The organism is Odoribacter sp. N54.MGS-14 (assembly GCF_000980295.1).
In the GTDB taxonomy this organism is placed as follows: domain Bacteria; phylum Bacteroidota; class Bacteroidia; order Bacteroidales; family Marinifilaceae; genus Odoribacter; species Odoribacter splanchnicus.
Genome location: NZ_LARL01000067.1, coordinates 1 through 17,560, shown reverse-complemented (window position 1 = coordinate 17,560; position 17,560 = coordinate 1). Strand labels below are relative to the sequence as shown.

Here is a 17,560-nt window from a genome sequence, read left to right as displayed (position 1 = left end):
CATGCTGATGGCAAGGCATCAGAAAATAGCTAAACTCTTTGACGAAGAATTTTGGGGTACGCAATGACGAAGTCAGGAAAAAGTATCAACAATAAACAAAAAATGTCAATGCCTGCAAAAAAAAAGAAGGTCTTCTCTTGTATAATTTTATTTCCTTTTTACATTTGTCAGTGTGGTCAAAAAAAGACATCTTTTAAAAATATTATACGATGAAACAAGCCTTAACTTTTACTCCTCCTATCCTCTCGTCAACCGAGAGTAAATTGAACGTGGAAGCTTTCGATGCGAGCGTGGAAGCTTTTGAAAATCACGAGTATCTGAAATCATTTTATGCCTTATTGGATTATATCAACGGAGATTTCCGGACGAAATACGGCAATGTACAGGGAAACGAATTTCATATTCCCCACGGTTCTATTATCGTAAACATCAAATTGGACGAGGAAAAACTCAGTATCACCGCTCCTTTTGTCGCTCTTCCTGAAAAAGGGCGGATACCCTTACTCCGTCAGGTGGCAGGACTCAATTTCAACGCCATGGATCTGGCAACGATCTATTTGCGGGATAACCGCCTTTCGTTTGAATACAGCTGTCCGATCCAATTGATCAACCCTTACAAAATCTATTATATCCTGCAGGAAATATGCTGTACGGGAGACAAATACGACGATGAATTCGAGACTAAATTCGGGGCACAACGTATCTATGAGCCTAAAACGACCCCTTACGATACAGCAAGCCTGGAGAATATATACCAAGCCGTGCAAATCAGTTGCAAAGAGTGCCTGGATGCCGTAAAATATTTCGAGCCTTCACGCAAATACGGTTATATCTGGAACATAATCGACACGACCCTGATGAAATTCATGTATTTCGCCCAACCTCAGGGTCAGCTGCTCAACGATATGCAAAAGGCAATCCGGGAAATGGACCGCGAAGATATACCGCTGCCCGAAATCACAGCCCAGGGAAAAGCAGTCATCGAAAAACTACAAAAAATGACCCAAGAAGAACTGGCGGAAGATCTTTATTTTGTCGAGACTTTTATCCCGAACAAACGTCGTTCCAACCTACAAAACATTCAGGAAAATTTCGAGGACAGTTACAAAAAGATTTCCGGTTATATGGAATCGGGTGATTATATGACCGCTTGTGTCATGATGCTTTATAAATTCTACGAGATGTATTACTATAACAATTTGCAGGAGGATGTCAACCAAGTGGTTGTAAAAGCTTTGCAAAAGAGTTCCGCCCAACCGTGGGATGAGGCTGCTCCTGTACTCTATAAAGCGATGGAAGCGATCATGGAGGATGAACTCGACGAAGAGGAGGAGGAAGAGGAAGGCACCGTCGACATGAACGAATATATGAAAAACGTGCAGGCCATGCAGCAACAAATGATGCAAAACATGCAACAAATGATGCAGGGCAACGGTATGCAAAACTATCTGCAACAAGTGCAAGTATTACAGCAACAATTGGCCAGTGGCCAGATCAGTGCAGAAGAATATACCGCCAAAGTACAACAATTGGCAGCCCAGAATTTCGGTAACTAATCAACTCAAAAACAAAACATTATGGATCAAAATATATTTCAAACCGTATATAAAGTCAATCATGCCGGGGGATCAGGTAGCTGTTTTTACCTGAAAAAACACGATCTTTTCGTCACCAATTATCATGTCGTAGAAGGATTTCGTCAGGTAGCCCTGGAAGATAACCAAAAGAACCGTTATTTAGCGAATATTGTGCTGGTCAATCCGATACTCGACATCGCTTTATTATCGGCAGAGGGCGATTTTACCGCTTTACCGGAAATCAGCCTGGCCTGTACCGAAGTCACGCTGGGCCAAAAAATCAACGTAGCCGGTTATCCCTTCGGGATGCCGTTTACAGCGACCGAAGGAACCGTCTCGTCTCCCAAACAACTGATGGACGACAGTTATTATATCCAAACGGATGCAGCTGTCAATCCGGGTAATAGCGGTGGTCCGATGTTCAACCAAAATGGCGAAGTAGTGGCAATCACAACCAGCAAACTGACCAATGCCGATAATATGGGATTCGGCATTCCCATAGCCTCCTTGTGTACTTTACTCGAACAGATTTCAGAACTCGACCGCAATAATTTCAATATACAATGTAACAGTTGTGAGGAATTTATATCCGAAGAAGACGAATATTGCCCCTCATGCGGGGAGAAACTACCGGAAAATATTTTCCAGCAGCGAGGCCTTACCGAACTGGCAGCATTTTGTGAAAAAGCCATCGAAAACATGGGTATCAATCCGGTGTTGGCACGTGTCGGCTATGAAAGCTGGACTTTCCATAAAGGCAGCTCCGAGATCCGGATGTTCGTATACCAGCGTTCGTATCTGTTCTGTACTTCTCCGCTGAACAACCTACCGAAGAAAAACCTGGAGCCGGTACTGACTTATCTGTTGAGTGCAGAAGATATCAAACCTTATCAACTCGGACTGGACGGGAATCAGATTTACCTTTCTTACCGCATTCATATCTCGGATATCTTCTCTGATTTTGCAGAAGAAATTCAAAAGAATATCACCGATATGGCTTTCAAAGCCGATGAAATGGACAACTATCTGGCCGATACTTTCGGCTGTGAATTCTCGGAATACGCAAAGAAAGATGCTATTTAAAGCATAATTAAAAACAACAAATAAAGTCCATAAAGCCAGCGGCCGCTGGCTTTATGGACTTTATTCCTCAATTCGGCCACACGGTATACCACGCCCCCAACATCATCGTGGAGAAAGTGAGAGAAACGGCTTTCCAATCATAGAAAACTCCTGAATAAAGTGTACCTTTGCACATCGGATAGAGATAATCAGGTATGTATTGGACACTTTTTCTGACATTTGTAAAAATCGGGATGTTCACCATCGGCGGTGGATATGCCATGATCCCCTTGATTGAACGTGAAGTCGTTAACCGCGGTTGGCTAGACAAGCAGGATTTTATGGATTTATTCGCCATGACACAGTCTTTACCAGGTATCTTTGCTGTCAATATCTCTATTTTTGTAGGCTACAAACTCAAGAAAGTAACGGGTAGTATCGTTTGTGCCGGCGGAACCATACTCCCCTCCTTTTGTATCATATTGGCCATCGCTCTGTTTTTCAATCATTTTCAGGACAATATCTGGGTGATGAAAATATTCAACGGTATCCGGCCGGCTGTCGTTGCCCTGATCCTGGTTCCCTGCATCTCAGCAGCCCGGTCGCTTCATTTAAAATGGGTAGAATTGATTTTACCGGCTATCGGAGCTGTATTGATATGGAAATGCGGAGTATCTCCGGCATATATTGTTTTGGCCGGTATTATCGGAGGATTGATTTATACCTTCTGGATCAAAGGAAAAATGAAACAGGGGAACGGAGAGTAGAGAGTGAGAAAGAGAACGGAGAAATCAAGGAAAAATAGTATACAGTACTCTAAATGAAATACGACACATGATTTATTGGCAATTGCTCGGTGTTTATTTAAAAATCGGAATCTTTGGATTCGGCGGAGGATATGCCATGCTCTCCCTGATCCAATATGAAGTGGTAGATAAATATCACTGGTTGACTTTACAAGAGTTTACAGATGTAGTGGCTATCTCACAAATGACCCCCGGCCCGATCGGAATCAATAGCGCTACTTATATCGGCTACACCGCCACTGGAAGTGTCTGGGGGTCGGTGATCGCCACCTTTGCCGTCTGTCTGCCCTCTTTTTTACTGGTATTGTTGATTTCATTTTTCTATGCCAAATTCAAAAACAACAAATATGTCGCCGCCGCCTTTACCGGTTTACGCCCCATGACTGTCGGGCTGATCGGAGCTGCTGCCCTCTTATTGATGAATAAAGAAAACTTTATCGATTATAAAAGTATCCTGATCTTCGCCGGCGCTTTTCTACTTACCTGGAAATATAAAATACATCCTATCCTCATGATCTGCCTCGCAGGAGTGGCGGGGTTGGTGATTTATTGGTAAAAGGCAAAAGCCAGAGGCGAAAGGCTAGAGGCGAAAAGCGAAAGGGAAAGGAGAAACCGGAAAAGGAGAGAAATTAAAAAAACAGAAAAAGCGGTTTATTATGGAAAAAGCACATTTGACACTTTATACGGTAATCGGATCCCCTCAGCATATTTTGACTGGAATACAGTCTTTATTTGCACCGGTAATCCAGTCGGTCGATACCGAAGCAGACCAGATCAGAGTAACTCTTCAGGATGACAGCCTACTCGTATTCCACCTTTCCCATGTCCGGGAAAAGGCCGGATTTATAGAGATGCACATCGAAGGAATGGCCAATTATTTCGCCCAGGCAGCAACCAGTAACCCGGCATTGAAAGAAAACGTGCTGCGCCAGATCCGCTGTTTCAATTGTGTTGTAGGGATCGTATTCGAAACCGACGATAACAACGACCGCACCCGTTATCTCATCAATACCCTTTTCGACCTGGCCCATCAGGTGAAGGGATATCTGCTTTATCCCAATATGCACTTGTACGATGGAGAAGGCAAGCTGGTATTTTCACGGGAAGGGGAAAGTGAACTGACTGAATTTACTCCGATCGCCCATGCGGACCTGCTGGACGGCGACAGGCCGGAAGAAACTTCTGCCGACCGGGAACGCAGGGAACGTTCTGTCGCTCTGCTGCAAACACAGGGGATTCCTTATCTGGAAACACTGAAAAGTGAAGTGCCGGAAACCGAAGTACACCTCAAAAGCAGGGAAGAAATGATGCAACGTGCCGCTACTCTGTTTGCTGTTGCGGTATATTCGGAAGTGATGTTGTCCGAAAACCCGGACCGGAACGAAGCGCTGACCTATTTCAATAAAATGGATGAAATTTATGGAATACAGTCTTGGCTGACACCGGCAGAAGCGGCCTATATTTCCAACCCGGACCCGACCGGGCAAGAGTGCATCCAATTCGTATGGCGTTATGAAAACTGCGCCGTACTGTTGTGGGCAGCCGGTATTGTCGAAGAACTGCCTTATCCTTCCGAGATCTGCGATGTGCCTGTCATTGCAGCCATCTTCTGGCAACACAAAAGTATCGGCGACCTGCTCGGCCAGGGAATCGCCAGAAGCACAACGGAAATTCTCGACCAAGCGGACCTGACCTACCGATACGACTGGGCTTGTGTAGATGCACATATTCACAAGCAAGAAGCACCGGCCCGGCTGGACGGCGGAATCGTCATGGAACGCCATTATACCTTCAACTGGATAACAGGAGCCAACAAGGGGGCAGCCTGGGACGATATTCAACCCAATACTTAAATATTTCTGAAAGAATCTATCGCTATTTTGTGAAGGAAAAGTCAAATCTGTTAAATAATCCATTCAACACTAAACTCTTTTTATAAAATCTGGTCTGAGGTTTTAGTTAGGGCAAAGTTGAAAAACACAAAATACAATAGATAAACTATGAATGTAAGAATCCTGATCTCAGCAATGCTTTGTTTTTTGCTGATAGGTTATGGAGTGAAGCTCCAGGCAGAACCGACCGAATCGTTACCGGTAGAGGCCGGTGTTATCCGGGGGAAAGTAATCGATGCTAAAACCCGTGAACCGATGCAATTTGTCAATATCAGTGTGCGGAAAGCCGGCACCACCGTACCCCTGAAAGGCATGGTGACCGATGAAACCGGCACTTTCCATATCGCCCAGTTGCCGGAAGGGAGTTATACACTTTCGATCTCTTTTATCGGTTATAAAACAATCGAAAAGCCCTTTACCCTCTCCAAACAGATACCGGGAGTCAATTTCCGGAACCTGCTATTGCAAGAGGACAGCCAATTGCTCGGCGAAGTCAAAGTCACCGGCCAACGTTCCCAAATGAAATTCGATATCGATAAAAAAGTATTCAATGTCGATCAAAATATCTCTTCTACGGGAGGAACGGCCAGTGATGTCCTGACCAATATTCCCTCTGTCGAAGTCGATAACGAAGGCGAAGTATCCTTACGGGGAAGCAGTGATGTCACCGTATGGATCAACGGCCGGGCTTCCGGGCTTTCGGCCGACAACCGGGCACAAATCCTGGAACAATTACCGGCAGAAAGTATCGAACGGATCGAAGTAATCACCAATCCCTCGGCCAAATTCAGTCCCGAAGGAACTTCCGGTATCATTAATATCGTATTGAAAGAAGACCGCAGAGCAGGTTACTACGGTAGCCTGCAAGCCGGAGTCGACACCCGCGGCGGCTGGAATGCCAGTGGCAATGTCAACTACAGCAGTAATAAAACGGAGATGTATGCCGGAGTGGGCTACCGGGAACGGAAAAGAGACGGCGGTGGTTTCTCCAACCGGACCAATACGGATGCTTCGGGTAATCCGGTATCTTTCCTCAATCAGACTTCCGACAATGACGGCCATGGCGGACAAACTTTCGTCCGTGCCGGCCTGACCTGGCATCTGACCCAGTCCGACCATCTGAATCTCGGCGCTTTCGGAATGTTCGGAACCCGTAAACAAACCAATACAATCAACTATTTAAGCGATATCCCTAATTCTTTTCTCTCCAGTGAGCGTATTTCCGATTCGGACAATCCGATGAAAGGAGGCAATGTCGAACTCGGTTATAAACACGATTTCAGTAAAACCAGTAATCTGGATGTAGTAGCTTCGTGGAACACCTGGAATATGGATCAAAAGAGTACCTATCTCCAAAGCTCTGTTTTTGAAAATGAAGAAACCACACACAGTTATCAGTGGCAAAAGAATAAAATGCAATCCCACAATTGGGAGTTACAGGCCGATTATGTCAATGCATTCAACGAATTCAACAAGATCGAAGCTGGATATAAAGGTACTTTTTCCCGCCAGGAAAGCCCGGTAGAGACCAAGAGCGGCGAAACGGCCGAAGACGCCCGGCCCGACGAACAACTTTACAACCGTTTCTATTACGATCAGGATATCCATGCCCTTTATGCGACTTATTCGGGACGTTTCGGTAATTTCGGCTACCAAGCCGGATTACGGGGCGAATATTCCCATACCGATACGCGTTCCCTGGCCTATGGACAGGAAAAAGGCGAAGTCTCTCCCTATAAAGACGACTATTTCAGCATTTTCCCCAGTGTGTTCTTAACTTACACCCTGCCTGCCCAAAATGAAATCCAGTTGAATTACAGCCGACGGATCAACCGTCCCTGGGGGCATCAGCTGAACCCCTTCCTGAATATCACCGACTCTACCAATATCTCTTTCGGTAACCCTTATCTGACTCCGCAATATTCCAATTCGATGGAACTGAATTATATCAAAAACTGGGAGGCACACACGCTCTCCGTTTCTGCCTATTACCGCAATACCGACGATGTCATCCAGCGTATCAGTTACCTGGAAGACAATATCATGAAAAGTACGTTCGAAAATGTGGCTGAAACCCAATCTGCAGGTGTAGAAATCGTAGGAAAAAACCATTTGTTCTCTATATTGGATCTGACCACGACAGTTAACTTATATTACAACAAACTCGACGGTTTCTCTTATCTGCCGGCGAGTGCGGATCAACCGGTGACCGGTAAGAGCAATGAAGATTTTTCATGGAATGCCAAGATAATCGCTAACCTTATCCTCCCGGCTTCTTTCTCTCTCCAACTGACCGGTAATTATAATTCCCGTCAATTGATCGCACAGGGATATAGAAAATCGAATTACAGTCTGGATGCAGGAATCCGCAAAGCTTTTCTCAACCGGAAATTGAGTCTGAGCATCAATGGACGTGATCTGTTCAATTCCCGGAAATGGAAAACCGAAACTTCAGGGACCGGTTTCCGCCAATATGCTTCAAACTGGCGGACAGGATGCACGATAGGCTTTACCCTGACCTACAGCTTCGGAAATATGAAGGCCGGAAAAAACAAAACCCAACGTCCCGATCACGACGAAAATAACCAGATGATGAACGAGATGGAGGAATTTTAAAGGTAAAAGGCTAAAAGCTATAAGCTAAAGGTAAAGGTAAAAAGTAAAGAACGATATAATATAAGTTTCCTCTTAGTTTATGACCTTTCGCTTCTCGCCTTTTGCTCCTAGCTTATAGCCTATAGCTTTTAGCCTATAGCTTATAGCCTATAGCTTATAGCCTATATTAGCCTATAGCTTTTAGCCTTTTACTTTTTACCTTTTCATTATAACAATCCCTTCTTCCCGGCTGTAATCGCTATTTTTAATGATCAGACGGTCGTTATAATACATTTCCCGGACGGAAACCTCGATCCCGTCTCCCCCGACAGCTGCACCGGAAGTAAATTTGAAAAGTACCCGGACGGTATCTACATCGTTCCGGTCGAACCTGACATAAAACCGACTGGGAGTGACCCCAATGTTTCCCGGGACGGAAGTTCGCCAATAGTACAATCCTTTTTCATGATCATAGCCTACGCTATTGTGTTTATAATTGTATTCTCCCGATCGGTCAGGAACAAAATCCGCCGGAATCACTTCGGGGTCGCCGGGTACCTCCATTCCCGTCAGGGGCAGGACAGCCCCCGCCTTTAAACGGAGTACGCTTTTCCCTTCCGCATCTACAAAATAAAATTTCCAGGGATTAGCCAACCAAAAAGCATCCCCTTTTAAGGGAGGATTTTCCCGGGTCTCATCCTTACAGGCAAACAGGCACACCAGCGATAATAGAAACAAACATCCAACATTTCTCATCCGCTCTCCGTCTATTTTTGTTGCCAACGTTTTAGTGCGGGGAAAAATTGTCTCATTTCTGCCAAGGCTTGTTCTCTGGTCCTGGGAACATCGGCCTCCCGGTTGAATTCGTCCAAAAACTGCAGGCAGTGCCCGATCATTTCCTCCATGGTGTAATCCTGGGTAAAAGCACCTTTTTGATAACAATAACAACAATATTCTTCGTTCAAACTCCCGTCGGCATTCATACCCCATTGGTCTTCGGCCTGCAGGGGCATACCACAACTCTGGCAAAATTTCATTTCCATCCTTCTTTATTTAAATTTGTATAAAACAAAGATAAATAATTTTATTCAGGAAATAAGTCAGAATCAGACATGCTGAAATTTCCGGCTGGCACGGAGCATATGCCGCATAATGCTGACTAACTCCTGTGACTCCTGCAACAAATTCAGGTATACCAAAGACAATTTAACACTACTGTTCTCTTCCTGCATTCTTTCGATACGCATTTTATGCAAACGGGATAAACAGGTTTTCAACTCTTCCCCTTCGGCAAGTACCAAATCGGCCTCTTCATAATTTCCTTTGTCAATAATATCTTTTGTCCGTTCGAGCAAACTTTTCAGCATATCCCGGATCGGTACGAATTCTTCGGCACACTCTGCCGGTAAGGGGTTAAAATTGTTATCCACATGTTCTTTACAGGGCTCACACATCCGTTTAAGGCAATACATCATCTGCTCGCTACTATTGCTTCCCAAGTGGAACCAGGTATTCTTTTCAATGGCCACATTCCTATCGATCCGCCGCATACCGAGTGTTTCTTTCCGCCGTATTTTCTTCAAAATATCTTTTTCGTCATTGGTAGAAGAAACGGCCTTTCGCAGGCTTTTCAGATCTTCCCGTATAAATCCATCCGTCATCTGTCCATAAGTATTGGCGGCAAAATCCAGTACTTTCACCAGATTTTCCCTCACATGCTGACGGAGCAAATTCCAAACGACCGCCTTATCTTTAGAGGAAAGCATCTGTTGAAAAACATCGTCCTGTTTTTCACTCTTCATCTTTTTCCGGTATTTATTATTACTGCGGATCAAGATAAAAGCCGCCACTCCGATCATAATAACCATGGCCGTCATGCCACCAAAATACATGATCATAGTTACAAAAAAGCAGATGATAAATGCAGCTCCTGCAGTAATAAACCAACCACCGATCACCGAGAGCACACCGGTCACCCGGAATACGGCACTCTCCCTTCCCCAGGCCCGATCGGCCAGCGAACTACCCATAGCCACCATAAAAGCGACATAAGTCGTTGACAAAGGCAATTTTAAGGAAGTACCTAATGCGATCAACAAACCGGCCAATACCAGGTTTACCGAAGCCCTGACCAAATCGAAAGCCGCTCCGTTAGCCAGGATCGCCTCATCTTTGTTAAACCGGCTATCCAACCATACCTTGACCTTCTCCGGAATAATCTTCGAAATGTTATTCCCTAAAGTAGTCATCGAACGTACCAGACTCCGTGCAATAGCCGAAGAACCGAACATCTCGTTTCCATCATCCTGACGCGAAAGATCGACAGAAGTCTTGATTACATTTTGGGCTTTTTTGGAAGTAATCAGAGAAATAACCATAATCACTCCGGATAAAAATAAAAAGATAAACGGTGTTTTCGCAGGCTCATTTAAAGCTCCCATAAGGTAGTCATTAGCCACCCCGTTTCCATTTGCCATAAAATCGGTATAACTGGAAAAACCGGCTAAAGGAACACCCACAAAATTAACCAGATCGTTACCTGCAAAAGCCATGGCCAAAGCAAAAGTACCCAACAAAACGATCACCTTGAAGACATTCACTTTACACCAATGCAGGATTTGCATGAGCACGGTGAAGAAAACAAAACACCCACCGACAATAGTCAAAGTATTGTCTTTTACCCACAACTTATGAGCATCTGTCATAAAAGAAGCATCTTTTATTCCTTTGATCAGCATAAAATAAATAATGGCCGTCACAGCAATCCCGCCGAACAAGCCAATCGTCCATTTTAGTTTAGTAGTATAATTAAAGGTAAAGATAATCCGCGACAAGTATTGCACCAGCGTTCCGAAAAAGAAAGCGATAGCCACCGATAGGAAAATACCTAAAATAACGGTCAATGCTTTCTCGGTATTCAGCAATTCGGCAAAAGTCAGAGACTCGGGACCGGCAGCAATTTTCAGCATAGCCAAAGCAAAAGTACCTCCCAGCAGCTCAAATACCATCGAGACAGTCGTCGATGTCGGCATCCCCAAGGTATTGAAGATATCCAGCAACACCACATCGGTCACCATGACCGCCAGAAAGATACACATCAGTTCATTGAAATGAAAAGCTTCCGGCCGGAATATACCGTGACGGGCAATTTCCATCATCCCGTTACTCATGGTTGCTCCACAAAAAATACCGACAGCAGCAATCAGAATAATCGTTTTAAACGAGGCAGCCTTGGCACCGATAGCCGAATTCAAGAAGTTTACGGCGTCATTACTGACCCCTACAGTTAAGTCGAAGATCGCGAGGAGAAAAAGGAAAATAACAATTCCCAGATAAATTGATTCCATTCTTTAGGTTTTACTTACGGCCGCAAAAATAGAAGGGAGTTGTTACAGGTTTATTTCAAAATTGTTACAAAATTGTTACGACAAAAGAAAAGAAGTTGAAAAGTGGCTGATTCACTGAATTGAAGGGTTATTGTGGTACTGGGAGAGGGAGTAAAAAAAGAAACAAAAAATCCTTCTGTTCTGACAATCCCTGACAGATTTACTATTTTTGCATGTAAATTCATTGGAAGATGTTTTCAAAAAATATTGCGATCACCGATACGACAGACGGATTGCCCAATCCCCGGCGGATATGGGCAGTGATAGCAGCTTCGCTGGCGTTAATCATGTCGGTGTTGGATGCTAATATTGTCAATGTAGTACTTCCGACTCTTTCGCGTGAATTCGGGACTTCTCCATCGACCACGATTTGGGTGATGAATGCTTATCAGCTGGCTATTACGGTGTCCTTATTGTCCTTCTCTTCACTAGGAGATATCTACGGCTATCATAAAGTTTTTCTTTCGGGAGTCGCCGTTTTTTGTGTCACGTCGCTGATCTGTGTCTTATCGACTTCTTTTTGGATGCTGACTGTAGCCCGGGTGCTCCAGGGGTTCGGAGCGTCGGCCATCACAAGTGTGAATACGGCACAACTCCGGACCATTTATCCCCGGAAATACTTAGGACGCGGCTTGGGGATCAGTGCGATGGTCGTTGCCGTATCGGCTGTAGCAGGCCCTTCTGTTGCGAGTATCATCCTTTCGTTAGGTAGCTGGCAATGGCTTTTTGCGATCAATATCCCCCTCGGCCTGCTGGCTTTGATAATGGGCCTGATCTATCTCCCTCACCGCGAGAAGAAGCAAAACCGGAAATTCGATAAAACCAGTGCTCTCGCCAATGCCCTTACTTTCGGACTGCTCATTTACTCGATGGAAGGATTCGCACATCATGAAAATGCCTATTTACTTGCAGCCCAAATCTTTTTGTTATTTATCGTCGGTTATTATTATATCCGCCGTCAATTACACCAGGACTTTCCGTTATTACCGGTAGATTTGTTAAAAATACCTATTTTTTCCCTATCGGTATGTACATCGATTTGCTCGTTCACTGCCCAGATGCTGGCTTTGGTATCTCTCCCGTTCTTCTTACAAAATACGTTAGGACGCACGGAGGTAGCTACCGGTTTATTGCTGACTCCCTGGCCCGTAGCAACTTTGTTCACGGCTCCTCTGGCAGGGTATCTGGTAGAACGCATACATGCCGGAATTTTAGGAAGTATCGGGATGCTGATTTTTGCTACCGGCCTTTTCCTGCTGACTGTATTGCCGGCTATTCCTACCGATGGGGCGATCATCTGGCGTATGATCGTTTGTGGGATCGGTTTCGGACTTTTTCAGACTCCCAATAACAGTACAATCATGGCCTCCGCCCCCATCCAGCGCAGTGGAGGGGCAAGCGGGATGATCGGTACGGCCCGGCTTTTAGGGCAAACCCTGGGAGCAACCCTTGTGGCCCTATTGTTCAGTTTCGCTATGCACGCCAAAGGAACTACGGTGTGCCTGTGGGCCGGAGCGATATTCGCCTTAATAGCCGCTGTCGTGAGTTGTTTCCGCCTCTCTCAGCAAATGCCCCTGAAACACACCGACCGGGAATAAAACACAGGCAGTTATATACAATATTTACACTTATAAACGTACAGTTAGGGTAAACCGTATATAATACCCAAACATAAATTTATAGCCGATAAGAGGCAAAAAATGATTTTAATACTATCTTTGTTCACCTACCTAAAGAAAAAAAGATGAAAGCAATTTACAAATACGACGGACCATTAGGCACATACGCCCTGGAAGAGCAAAACGGATTACTTACCCGCCTATGGCTCGGCGACCGGATGGCCTTACTTCCCGGAGAGACCGAAATAAGTGAAACCCCTCTATTAAAAGAGGCCCACCGACAGCTAACCGCCTATTTTGCCCGGGAACAAAAACAATTCGACCTTCCTATTGCGCCGGAAGGAACACCTTTTCAACTCAAAATCTGGAAATTATTACAGGAGATTCCTTATGGCACTACGATCACCTATGGTGAACTGGCACGCAGAAGCGGAGATATAAAAGCCAGCCGGGCGGTAGGTATGGCCAACAGCCGTAATCCCCTGCCAATCCTGATTCCCTGCCACCGGGTGATCGGAAGTGGCGGTAAGCTGACCGGATATACCGGAGGACTGAACATAAAAATCGGTTTGCTGCAAATCGAAGGAGCGCTCGACCTTTCTTTATGGCCGGAATCTCCGAACTACTGAGATATTTTACAGTTGTTTTGTATATTTTTACACTCATTCTTATCAAAAATCCAAAATCAGCCATTATCTTTGTTCAAATCACAAAAAAACACATCATGAAACATTTATTTCTATTATTTCTTTTGATCCCTGTGACACTTTTTGCACAGGTCGACAAAAAATATTTAGCCGGTGCTGTGCCTGTTGTCGATGACAGAGTTGTTTTCACCGAAGAACTGAACCTCCCGGGACGTTCTCAAAATGACATATTCGCCACTTTGTTACAATGGGCGACTACCCGTTTTATAACCACCGAAGAGCTGCAAAGCCGGATACTTTACTCCGATCAGGATAAAGGACAAATCGCCTGCATGGGACAGGAATACCTGGTATTCACCAATAAAGCTCTATCGCTCGACCGGGCTGTAATCAATTACCAAATGTTCATCACCTGCAAACCGGGGAAATGCGAATTAAAAGTTACCGCTATCCGTTATCAGTATAACCGGGGCACTGCCGGTCAGGAAATCATTCCGGCCGAAGAGCAGATTACCGATCAGCATACACTGAATAAAACGCAGACTAAACTGATCAAGTCTACCGGGAAATTCCGGATCCATACCATCGATCTGGTAGATAAATTATTTGCCGATGCAGCAGCGGCTGTCGGAGCGACACAGGTAAGTGCTCCCGTCGCCACCCAAACACCGGCCGTACCCCGGGTTCCTGTCACTTCGACTACCGTACAAGCACCGGACAATACCATTACGCCGGCCAACCTGGAAGGTTACCGTCAGATCAGTCCCGATAAAATCCCCGGAAATATCTATAAAATGTTGTCGGAAAACTGGATGCTGATCACAGCCGGTAATGACGCCCAATACAATATGATGACTGCCAGCTGGGGCGGCCTGGGACATATGTACAACAAACCGGTTGCTTTCTGCTTTATCAACCCGACGCGGTACACCTATCAGCTGATGGAAAACAACGACACTTACACCTTGAGTTTCTACACCGAAACGTATCGGGACATCCTCAACTATTGCGGTACAAACAGTGGAAGAGACAAAGACAAAGTGAAAGAAGCCGGCCTGACACCTATCACAACCCCTTCGGGCAGTAAGGCATTCTCAGAAGCCTGGATGATTATCGAATGCCGTAAAATGGTTTCTCAATCGCTGATCCCTGAAGCATTACACGATTCCCAGGCCAAAGAAAAATGGGGAACGCAATTACACAAAATGTATATCGGAGAAATTCTGAATGTCTGGGTTAAATAACAACGAATTCCGGCTTCATCAATTCAGTGTTGAAGTCTGTGATATTATCCGACAAATTCCCGCCGGCAAGGTACTGACCTATGGTCAGATTGCCCGTCTGGCGGGATTTTCAAATTATTCCCGTTGGGTGGGTAAAGTCCTGTCACACCATCCGGGCACAGCGGCCCTACCTTGTCATCGGGTGGTCAACAGCCAAGGACGGACAGCTCCTCACTGGCCCGGACAAAAAAGCTTACTTGCCGCAGAAGGAATCACTTTTCAACCGAATGGTCGTGTCGATCTGAAACGGCATCTCTGGTTGTCTATTCCTTCTTAGCTTTTTTTCCTGACCGGAATATCAGGTGTTCCAATATCAATACCGTAATGACCCCCATGACAAATCCATTTCCCACGATAGGCCGGATCAGAGCAGGAATACTATTCAATGCTTCGTCGGGAGCAAAAGATAATAATAAAGCGACCATCAATGAAAACCCGACCACAAGCCCTCCGTCGAAACCGTCGACCGCCTTTTCCCGGATCATCATTTGCATACCGGCCGACAACTGCGAAGCCATCAGATAAAGCAAAACCGCCCCCATAACCACTCCGGGAATGGCATTCAGACATTCGATAAAACCCGGAAAAAATGCACAGACAACCAATCCGATACCGGCCGGTATCAGCGGGAAACGGGAAGCACAACCTGTTGCAGCGATAATCCCCGGACTCATAGAATAATCTACCGGTCCGACAATCCCTAATGCCCCCGATACCACATTAGCCAAACCCGTGATGCCCACTCCGCGGGTAGTACGGCGTTCCATATGATCGGCACCGATCATCCGGCCTACGGCCTGAATAGAACCCAATTCGTTTACAATCAGCGCAATAAAACAAAAAAAGAAAGATAATACCGCTCCCAAATCGAATTTCCAGGGCCATAATCCGAAATACCCCTCATGCCCGGCTTGTATCCCTTCTGTTTCGGGGAATCCCATCACACTATAATACACCATACTTCCAACCAGAATCCCACCCAAAACCACAATGGATTTCCAAATTCCTTTCAATAATTTATTGGCCAAAATCATTGCCAAAGCCAATAACAAAGCAAAAAACAAATGGAACAAGACAGACGAATTTCCTGCAAAAATCAAACGGAGGATCACCGGGGACAGAGTAAAAGCAATCAGACACAGAATCACAACAATGATCCGGGGAGTAAATACGGCTTGTAAACGGGACAATAAACCGGAAAAAGCCAGCAAAGTGAGTATTCCACCTCCGATCATCAGCGAAGTATAGATACCTTCGACCCCTATCGAAACCGTCGCAAGGATCCCGATCAGTAACACCGAAGCCGGTCCGATGACTAAAGGCAGCCGATGTCCCCACAACATCTGGACAATCATAGCCAATCCCATGATTCCGAACAGCTTCTGCATATAAAAAATCTGTTCGACCTGATCCGTGTAATGCAAACGGGCTACAATAATCCCGATAATCACCACACAAGGAATAGAAACAATCCACCATTGCAGTCCATACATCAACATCGGGAAAAATCCCGGCCTATCGTTCAAATTAAATTTCATCCTACAAAAAATAAAAATTATCGTCTGTAAATTTACTATTTAAAACCCACAATAACAACAAAAGTATCCCCCACTCTGTATCATCGCCCGGAAACATTAAGAAGATGAAATTTTCATTTTGAAGTATATCCGTATTTACCGGAAAAAAGTCCCGGACATCGCCATTGGCCGGACTAAAAAACAATCGGGCTGTAATAAACAGACATAACATACAAAAGAAAAAATTGCGATCTTTGCACTGTTTTTTCAGAGAAGCAATATGGAACTAAAGACTATTTTAAAAAAATACCCGGTCTTCATCCTCGGGCTGTATTTCCTGTCCCTGGGTATTGTGCTGATCGTACGTTCTGCACTGGGGACTACCCCCATTTCCAGTATAAACTATGTCCTCAGCATCAACAGTGCGCTTTCGCTGGGCACGTGGACCTTTATCTTCAACCTGTTGCTGATCGCCGGACAATTCTGGCTCATCCGGGACCGGTACAGCCGCCGGGACATCCCCGAAATCCTGCTGCAGATTCCTTTCTCTTTCCTGTTTGCAGCCTTCATCGATTTTAATATGCTGTTCACCGGACAGTTACATCCTGGCAGTTATGGACTGTCGGTCGCCCTGCTCCTGACCGGATGTGTCGTGCAATCCATCGGCGTCGTACTCGAAATCAAGCCCCGGGTGGCTATGATGAGTGCCGAAGCCTTCGTAAAATATGCTTCCCAGCGCTACAACCGGGAATTCGGAAAATTCAAAGTCTGCTTCGACGTCACTTTAGTCACCCTGGCCGCAGTCCTCTCCTTCCTCCTCAGCCAACGCATCGAGGGCATACGCGAAGGATCGCTCATCGCCGCCTGCATCACCGGCTACATCGTCACTTTCCTCAACCGCCGGATCATCACCCGCAAAACACTTTACAGCCTGCTGCCCATCCTTCAAAAAAAGACCTCCCGGAACGGATGATGCGGCCTCCCTCCTCGGAAAGACTGCATTTCAAACGACCATCAGTTTCCGTATATTCCGACCAATAGCTCCCAGACATGAAACTTTGCGTCTTTTCGCATTCACAGCTAGTTTTCAGTTTTCAATCCTCATCAGATATACAGCTTTCATACCTCATCTTAGTCAATACAATGTTTTCTTATCACAATTCACTAAGATTATAA

At 45.3% G+C, this 17,560-nt stretch carries 15 protein-coding genes; 11 read left to right on the top strand and 4 right to left on the bottom strand.

All coding sequences use genetic code 11. The features are described 5' to 3' along the window. The first annotated feature begins 209 nt into the window (after positions 1–209). The 6 genes from WS42_RS12000 to WS42_RS11975 all read left to right on the top strand — a co-directional run bounded on the left by WS42_RS12000 (position 210) and on the right by WS42_RS11975 (position 7,953). Positions 210–1,556 carry a hypothetical protein gene (locus tag WS42_RS12000; protein ID WP_022159655.1) on the top strand — a complete coding sequence of 449 codons (1,347 nt, stop codon included), beginning with the start codon at positions 210–212 and terminating at the stop codon, positions 1,554–1,556. Positions 1,557–1,577: 21 nt separating this feature from the next. After that, complete coding sequence (locus tag WS42_RS11995; RefSeq protein WP_046403506.1) at positions 1,578–2,660, top strand: trypsin-like peptidase domain-containing protein; 1,083 nt, start codon at positions 1,578–1,580, stop codon at positions 2,658–2,660. Positions 2,661–2,854: 194 nt separating this feature from the next. Continuing rightward, positions 2,855–3,406 carry a chromate transporter gene (locus WS42_RS11990; protein WP_046451144.1) on the top strand — a complete coding sequence of 184 codons (552 nt, stop codon included), beginning with the start codon at positions 2,855–2,857 and terminating at the stop codon, positions 3,404–3,406. Between the two features lie 67 nt (positions 3,407–3,473). Beyond that, a complete protein-coding gene (locus tag WS42_RS11985; RefSeq protein WP_046403504.1) occupies positions 3,474–4,001 on the top strand; it encodes a chromate transporter in 528 nt (175 codons plus the stop codon). Between the two features lie 100 nt (positions 4,002–4,101). Beyond that, complete coding sequence (locus WS42_RS11980; RefSeq protein ID WP_046403502.1) at positions 4,102–5,298, top strand: DUF4272 domain-containing protein; 1,197 nt, start codon at positions 4,102–4,104, stop codon at positions 5,296–5,298. 147 nt (positions 5,299–5,445) lie between these two features. Then, positions 5,446–7,953, top strand: coding sequence for a TonB-dependent receptor (locus WS42_RS11975; RefSeq protein ID WP_113028372.1), 2,508 nt, complete (start codon positions 5,446–5,448; stop codon positions 7,951–7,953). 195 nt (positions 7,954–8,148) lie between these two features. Here WS42_RS11975 and WS42_RS11970 read toward each other — a convergent pair whose 3' ends face one another. The 3 genes from WS42_RS11970 to WS42_RS11960 form a co-directional block, all read right to left on the bottom strand. Then, on the bottom strand, positions 8,149–8,688 hold the full coding sequence (locus tag WS42_RS11970) for a hypothetical protein (protein WP_046403500.1): 540 nt from the start codon (positions 8,686–8,688) through the stop codon (positions 8,149–8,151). An 11-nt stretch (positions 8,689–8,699) separates the two neighbouring features. After that, positions 8,700–8,975, bottom strand: coding sequence for a zinc ribbon domain-containing protein (locus tag WS42_RS11965; RefSeq protein WP_046451143.1), 276 nt, complete (start codon positions 8,973–8,975; stop codon positions 8,700–8,702). A 63-nt stretch (positions 8,976–9,038) separates the two neighbouring features. Next, positions 9,039–11,279, bottom strand: coding sequence for an inorganic phosphate transporter (locus WS42_RS11960; protein ID WP_022159663.1), 2,241 nt, complete (start codon positions 11,277–11,279; stop codon positions 9,039–9,041). A gap of 230 nt (positions 11,280–11,509) precedes the next feature. Here WS42_RS11960 and WS42_RS11955 point away from each other — a divergent pair, with 230 nt between their 5' ends. The 4 genes from WS42_RS11955 to WS42_RS11940 all read left to right on the top strand — a co-directional run bounded on the left by WS42_RS11955 (position 11,510) and on the right by WS42_RS11940 (position 15,144). Next, positions 11,510–12,916 carry an MFS transporter gene (locus tag WS42_RS11955; protein WP_046451142.1) on the top strand — a complete coding sequence of 469 codons (1,407 nt, stop codon included), beginning with the start codon at positions 11,510–11,512 and terminating at the stop codon, positions 12,914–12,916. A 146-nt stretch (positions 12,917–13,062) separates the two neighbouring features. Continuing rightward, entirely contained in the window at positions 13,063–13,566 is a 504-nt protein-coding gene (locus WS42_RS11950; protein WP_046403495.1) for a methylated-DNA--[protein]-cysteine S-methyltransferase, read from the top strand. A gap of 95 nt (positions 13,567–13,661) precedes the next feature. Further along, positions 13,662–14,828: a DUF4468 domain-containing protein gene (locus WS42_RS11945; protein WP_022159666.1), complete on the top strand. Its 1,167-nt coding sequence runs from the start codon at positions 13,662–13,664 to the stop codon at positions 14,826–14,828. Beyond that, positions 14,812–15,144: an MGMT family protein gene (locus WS42_RS11940; protein ID WP_022159667.1), complete on the top strand. Its 333-nt coding sequence runs from the start codon at positions 14,812–14,814 to the stop codon at positions 15,142–15,144. The genes WS42_RS11945 and WS42_RS11940 overlap by 17 nt, the downstream gene beginning before the upstream one ends. Here the strand turns inward: WS42_RS11940 and WS42_RS11935 are convergent. Further along, entirely contained in the window at positions 15,131–16,405 is a 1,275-nt protein-coding gene (locus WS42_RS11935; RefSeq protein WP_046451141.1) for a uracil-xanthine permease family protein, read from the bottom strand. The genes WS42_RS11940 and WS42_RS11935 overlap by 14 nt on opposite strands. A 259-nt stretch (positions 16,406–16,664) precedes the next feature. Here WS42_RS11935 and WS42_RS11925 point away from each other — a divergent pair, with 259 nt between their 5' ends. Continuing rightward, positions 16,665–17,357 carry a YczE/YyaS/YitT family protein gene (locus WS42_RS11925; RefSeq protein ID WP_046451140.1) on the top strand — a complete coding sequence of 231 codons (693 nt, stop codon included), beginning with the start codon at positions 16,665–16,667 and terminating at the stop codon, positions 17,355–17,357. Positions 17,358–17,560: the final 203 nt, after the last annotated feature.

What these genes read in the sequence shown, in the direction of transcription:
- WS42_RS12000 (WP_022159655.1), top strand. Translation starts at nt 210, where the DNA reads ATGAAACAAGCCTTAACTTTTACTCCTCCTATCCTCTCGTCAACCGAG.
- WS42_RS11995 (WP_046403506.1), top strand. Translation starts at nt 1,578, where the DNA reads ATGGATCAAAATATATTTCAAACCGTATATAAAGTCAATCATGCCGGG.
- WS42_RS11990 (WP_046451144.1), top strand. Translation starts at nt 2,855, where the DNA reads ATGTATTGGACACTTTTTCTGACATTTGTAAAAATCGGGATGTTCACC.
- WS42_RS11985 (WP_046403504.1), top strand. Translation starts at nt 3,474, where the DNA reads ATGATTTATTGGCAATTGCTCGGTGTTTATTTAAAAATCGGAATCTTT.
- WS42_RS11980 (WP_046403502.1), top strand. Translation starts at nt 4,102, where the DNA reads ATGGAAAAAGCACATTTGACACTTTATACGGTAATCGGATCCCCTCAG.
- WS42_RS11975 (WP_113028372.1), top strand. Translation starts at nt 5,446, where the DNA reads ATGAATGTAAGAATCCTGATCTCAGCAATGCTTTGTTTTTTGCTGATA.
- WS42_RS11970 (WP_046403500.1), bottom strand. Translation starts at nt 8,688, where the DNA reads ATGAGAAATGTTGGATGTTTGTTTCTATTATCGCTGGTGTGCCTGTTT.
- WS42_RS11965 (WP_046451143.1), bottom strand. Translation starts at nt 8,975, where the DNA reads ATGGAAATGAAATTTTGCCAGAGTTGTGGTATGCCCCTGCAGGCCGAA.
- WS42_RS11960 (WP_022159663.1), bottom strand. Translation starts at nt 11,279, where the DNA reads ATGGAATCAATTTATCTGGGAATTGTTATTTTCCTTTTTCTCCTCGCG.
- WS42_RS11955 (WP_046451142.1), top strand. Translation starts at nt 11,510, where the DNA reads ATGTTTTCAAAAAATATTGCGATCACCGATACGACAGACGGATTGCCC.
- WS42_RS11950 (WP_046403495.1), top strand. Translation starts at nt 13,063, where the DNA reads ATGAAAGCAATTTACAAATACGACGGACCATTAGGCACATACGCCCTG.
- WS42_RS11945 (WP_022159666.1), top strand. Translation starts at nt 13,662, where the DNA reads ATGAAACATTTATTTCTATTATTTCTTTTGATCCCTGTGACACTTTTT.
- WS42_RS11940 (WP_022159667.1), top strand. Translation starts at nt 14,812, where the DNA reads ATGTCTGGGTTAAATAACAACGAATTCCGGCTTCATCAATTCAGTGTT.
- WS42_RS11935 (WP_046451141.1), bottom strand. Translation starts at nt 16,405, where the DNA reads ATGAAATTTAATTTGAACGATAGGCCGGGATTTTTCCCGATGTTGATG.
- WS42_RS11925 (WP_046451140.1), top strand. Translation starts at nt 16,665, where the DNA reads ATGGAACTAAAGACTATTTTAAAAAAATACCCGGTCTTCATCCTCGGG.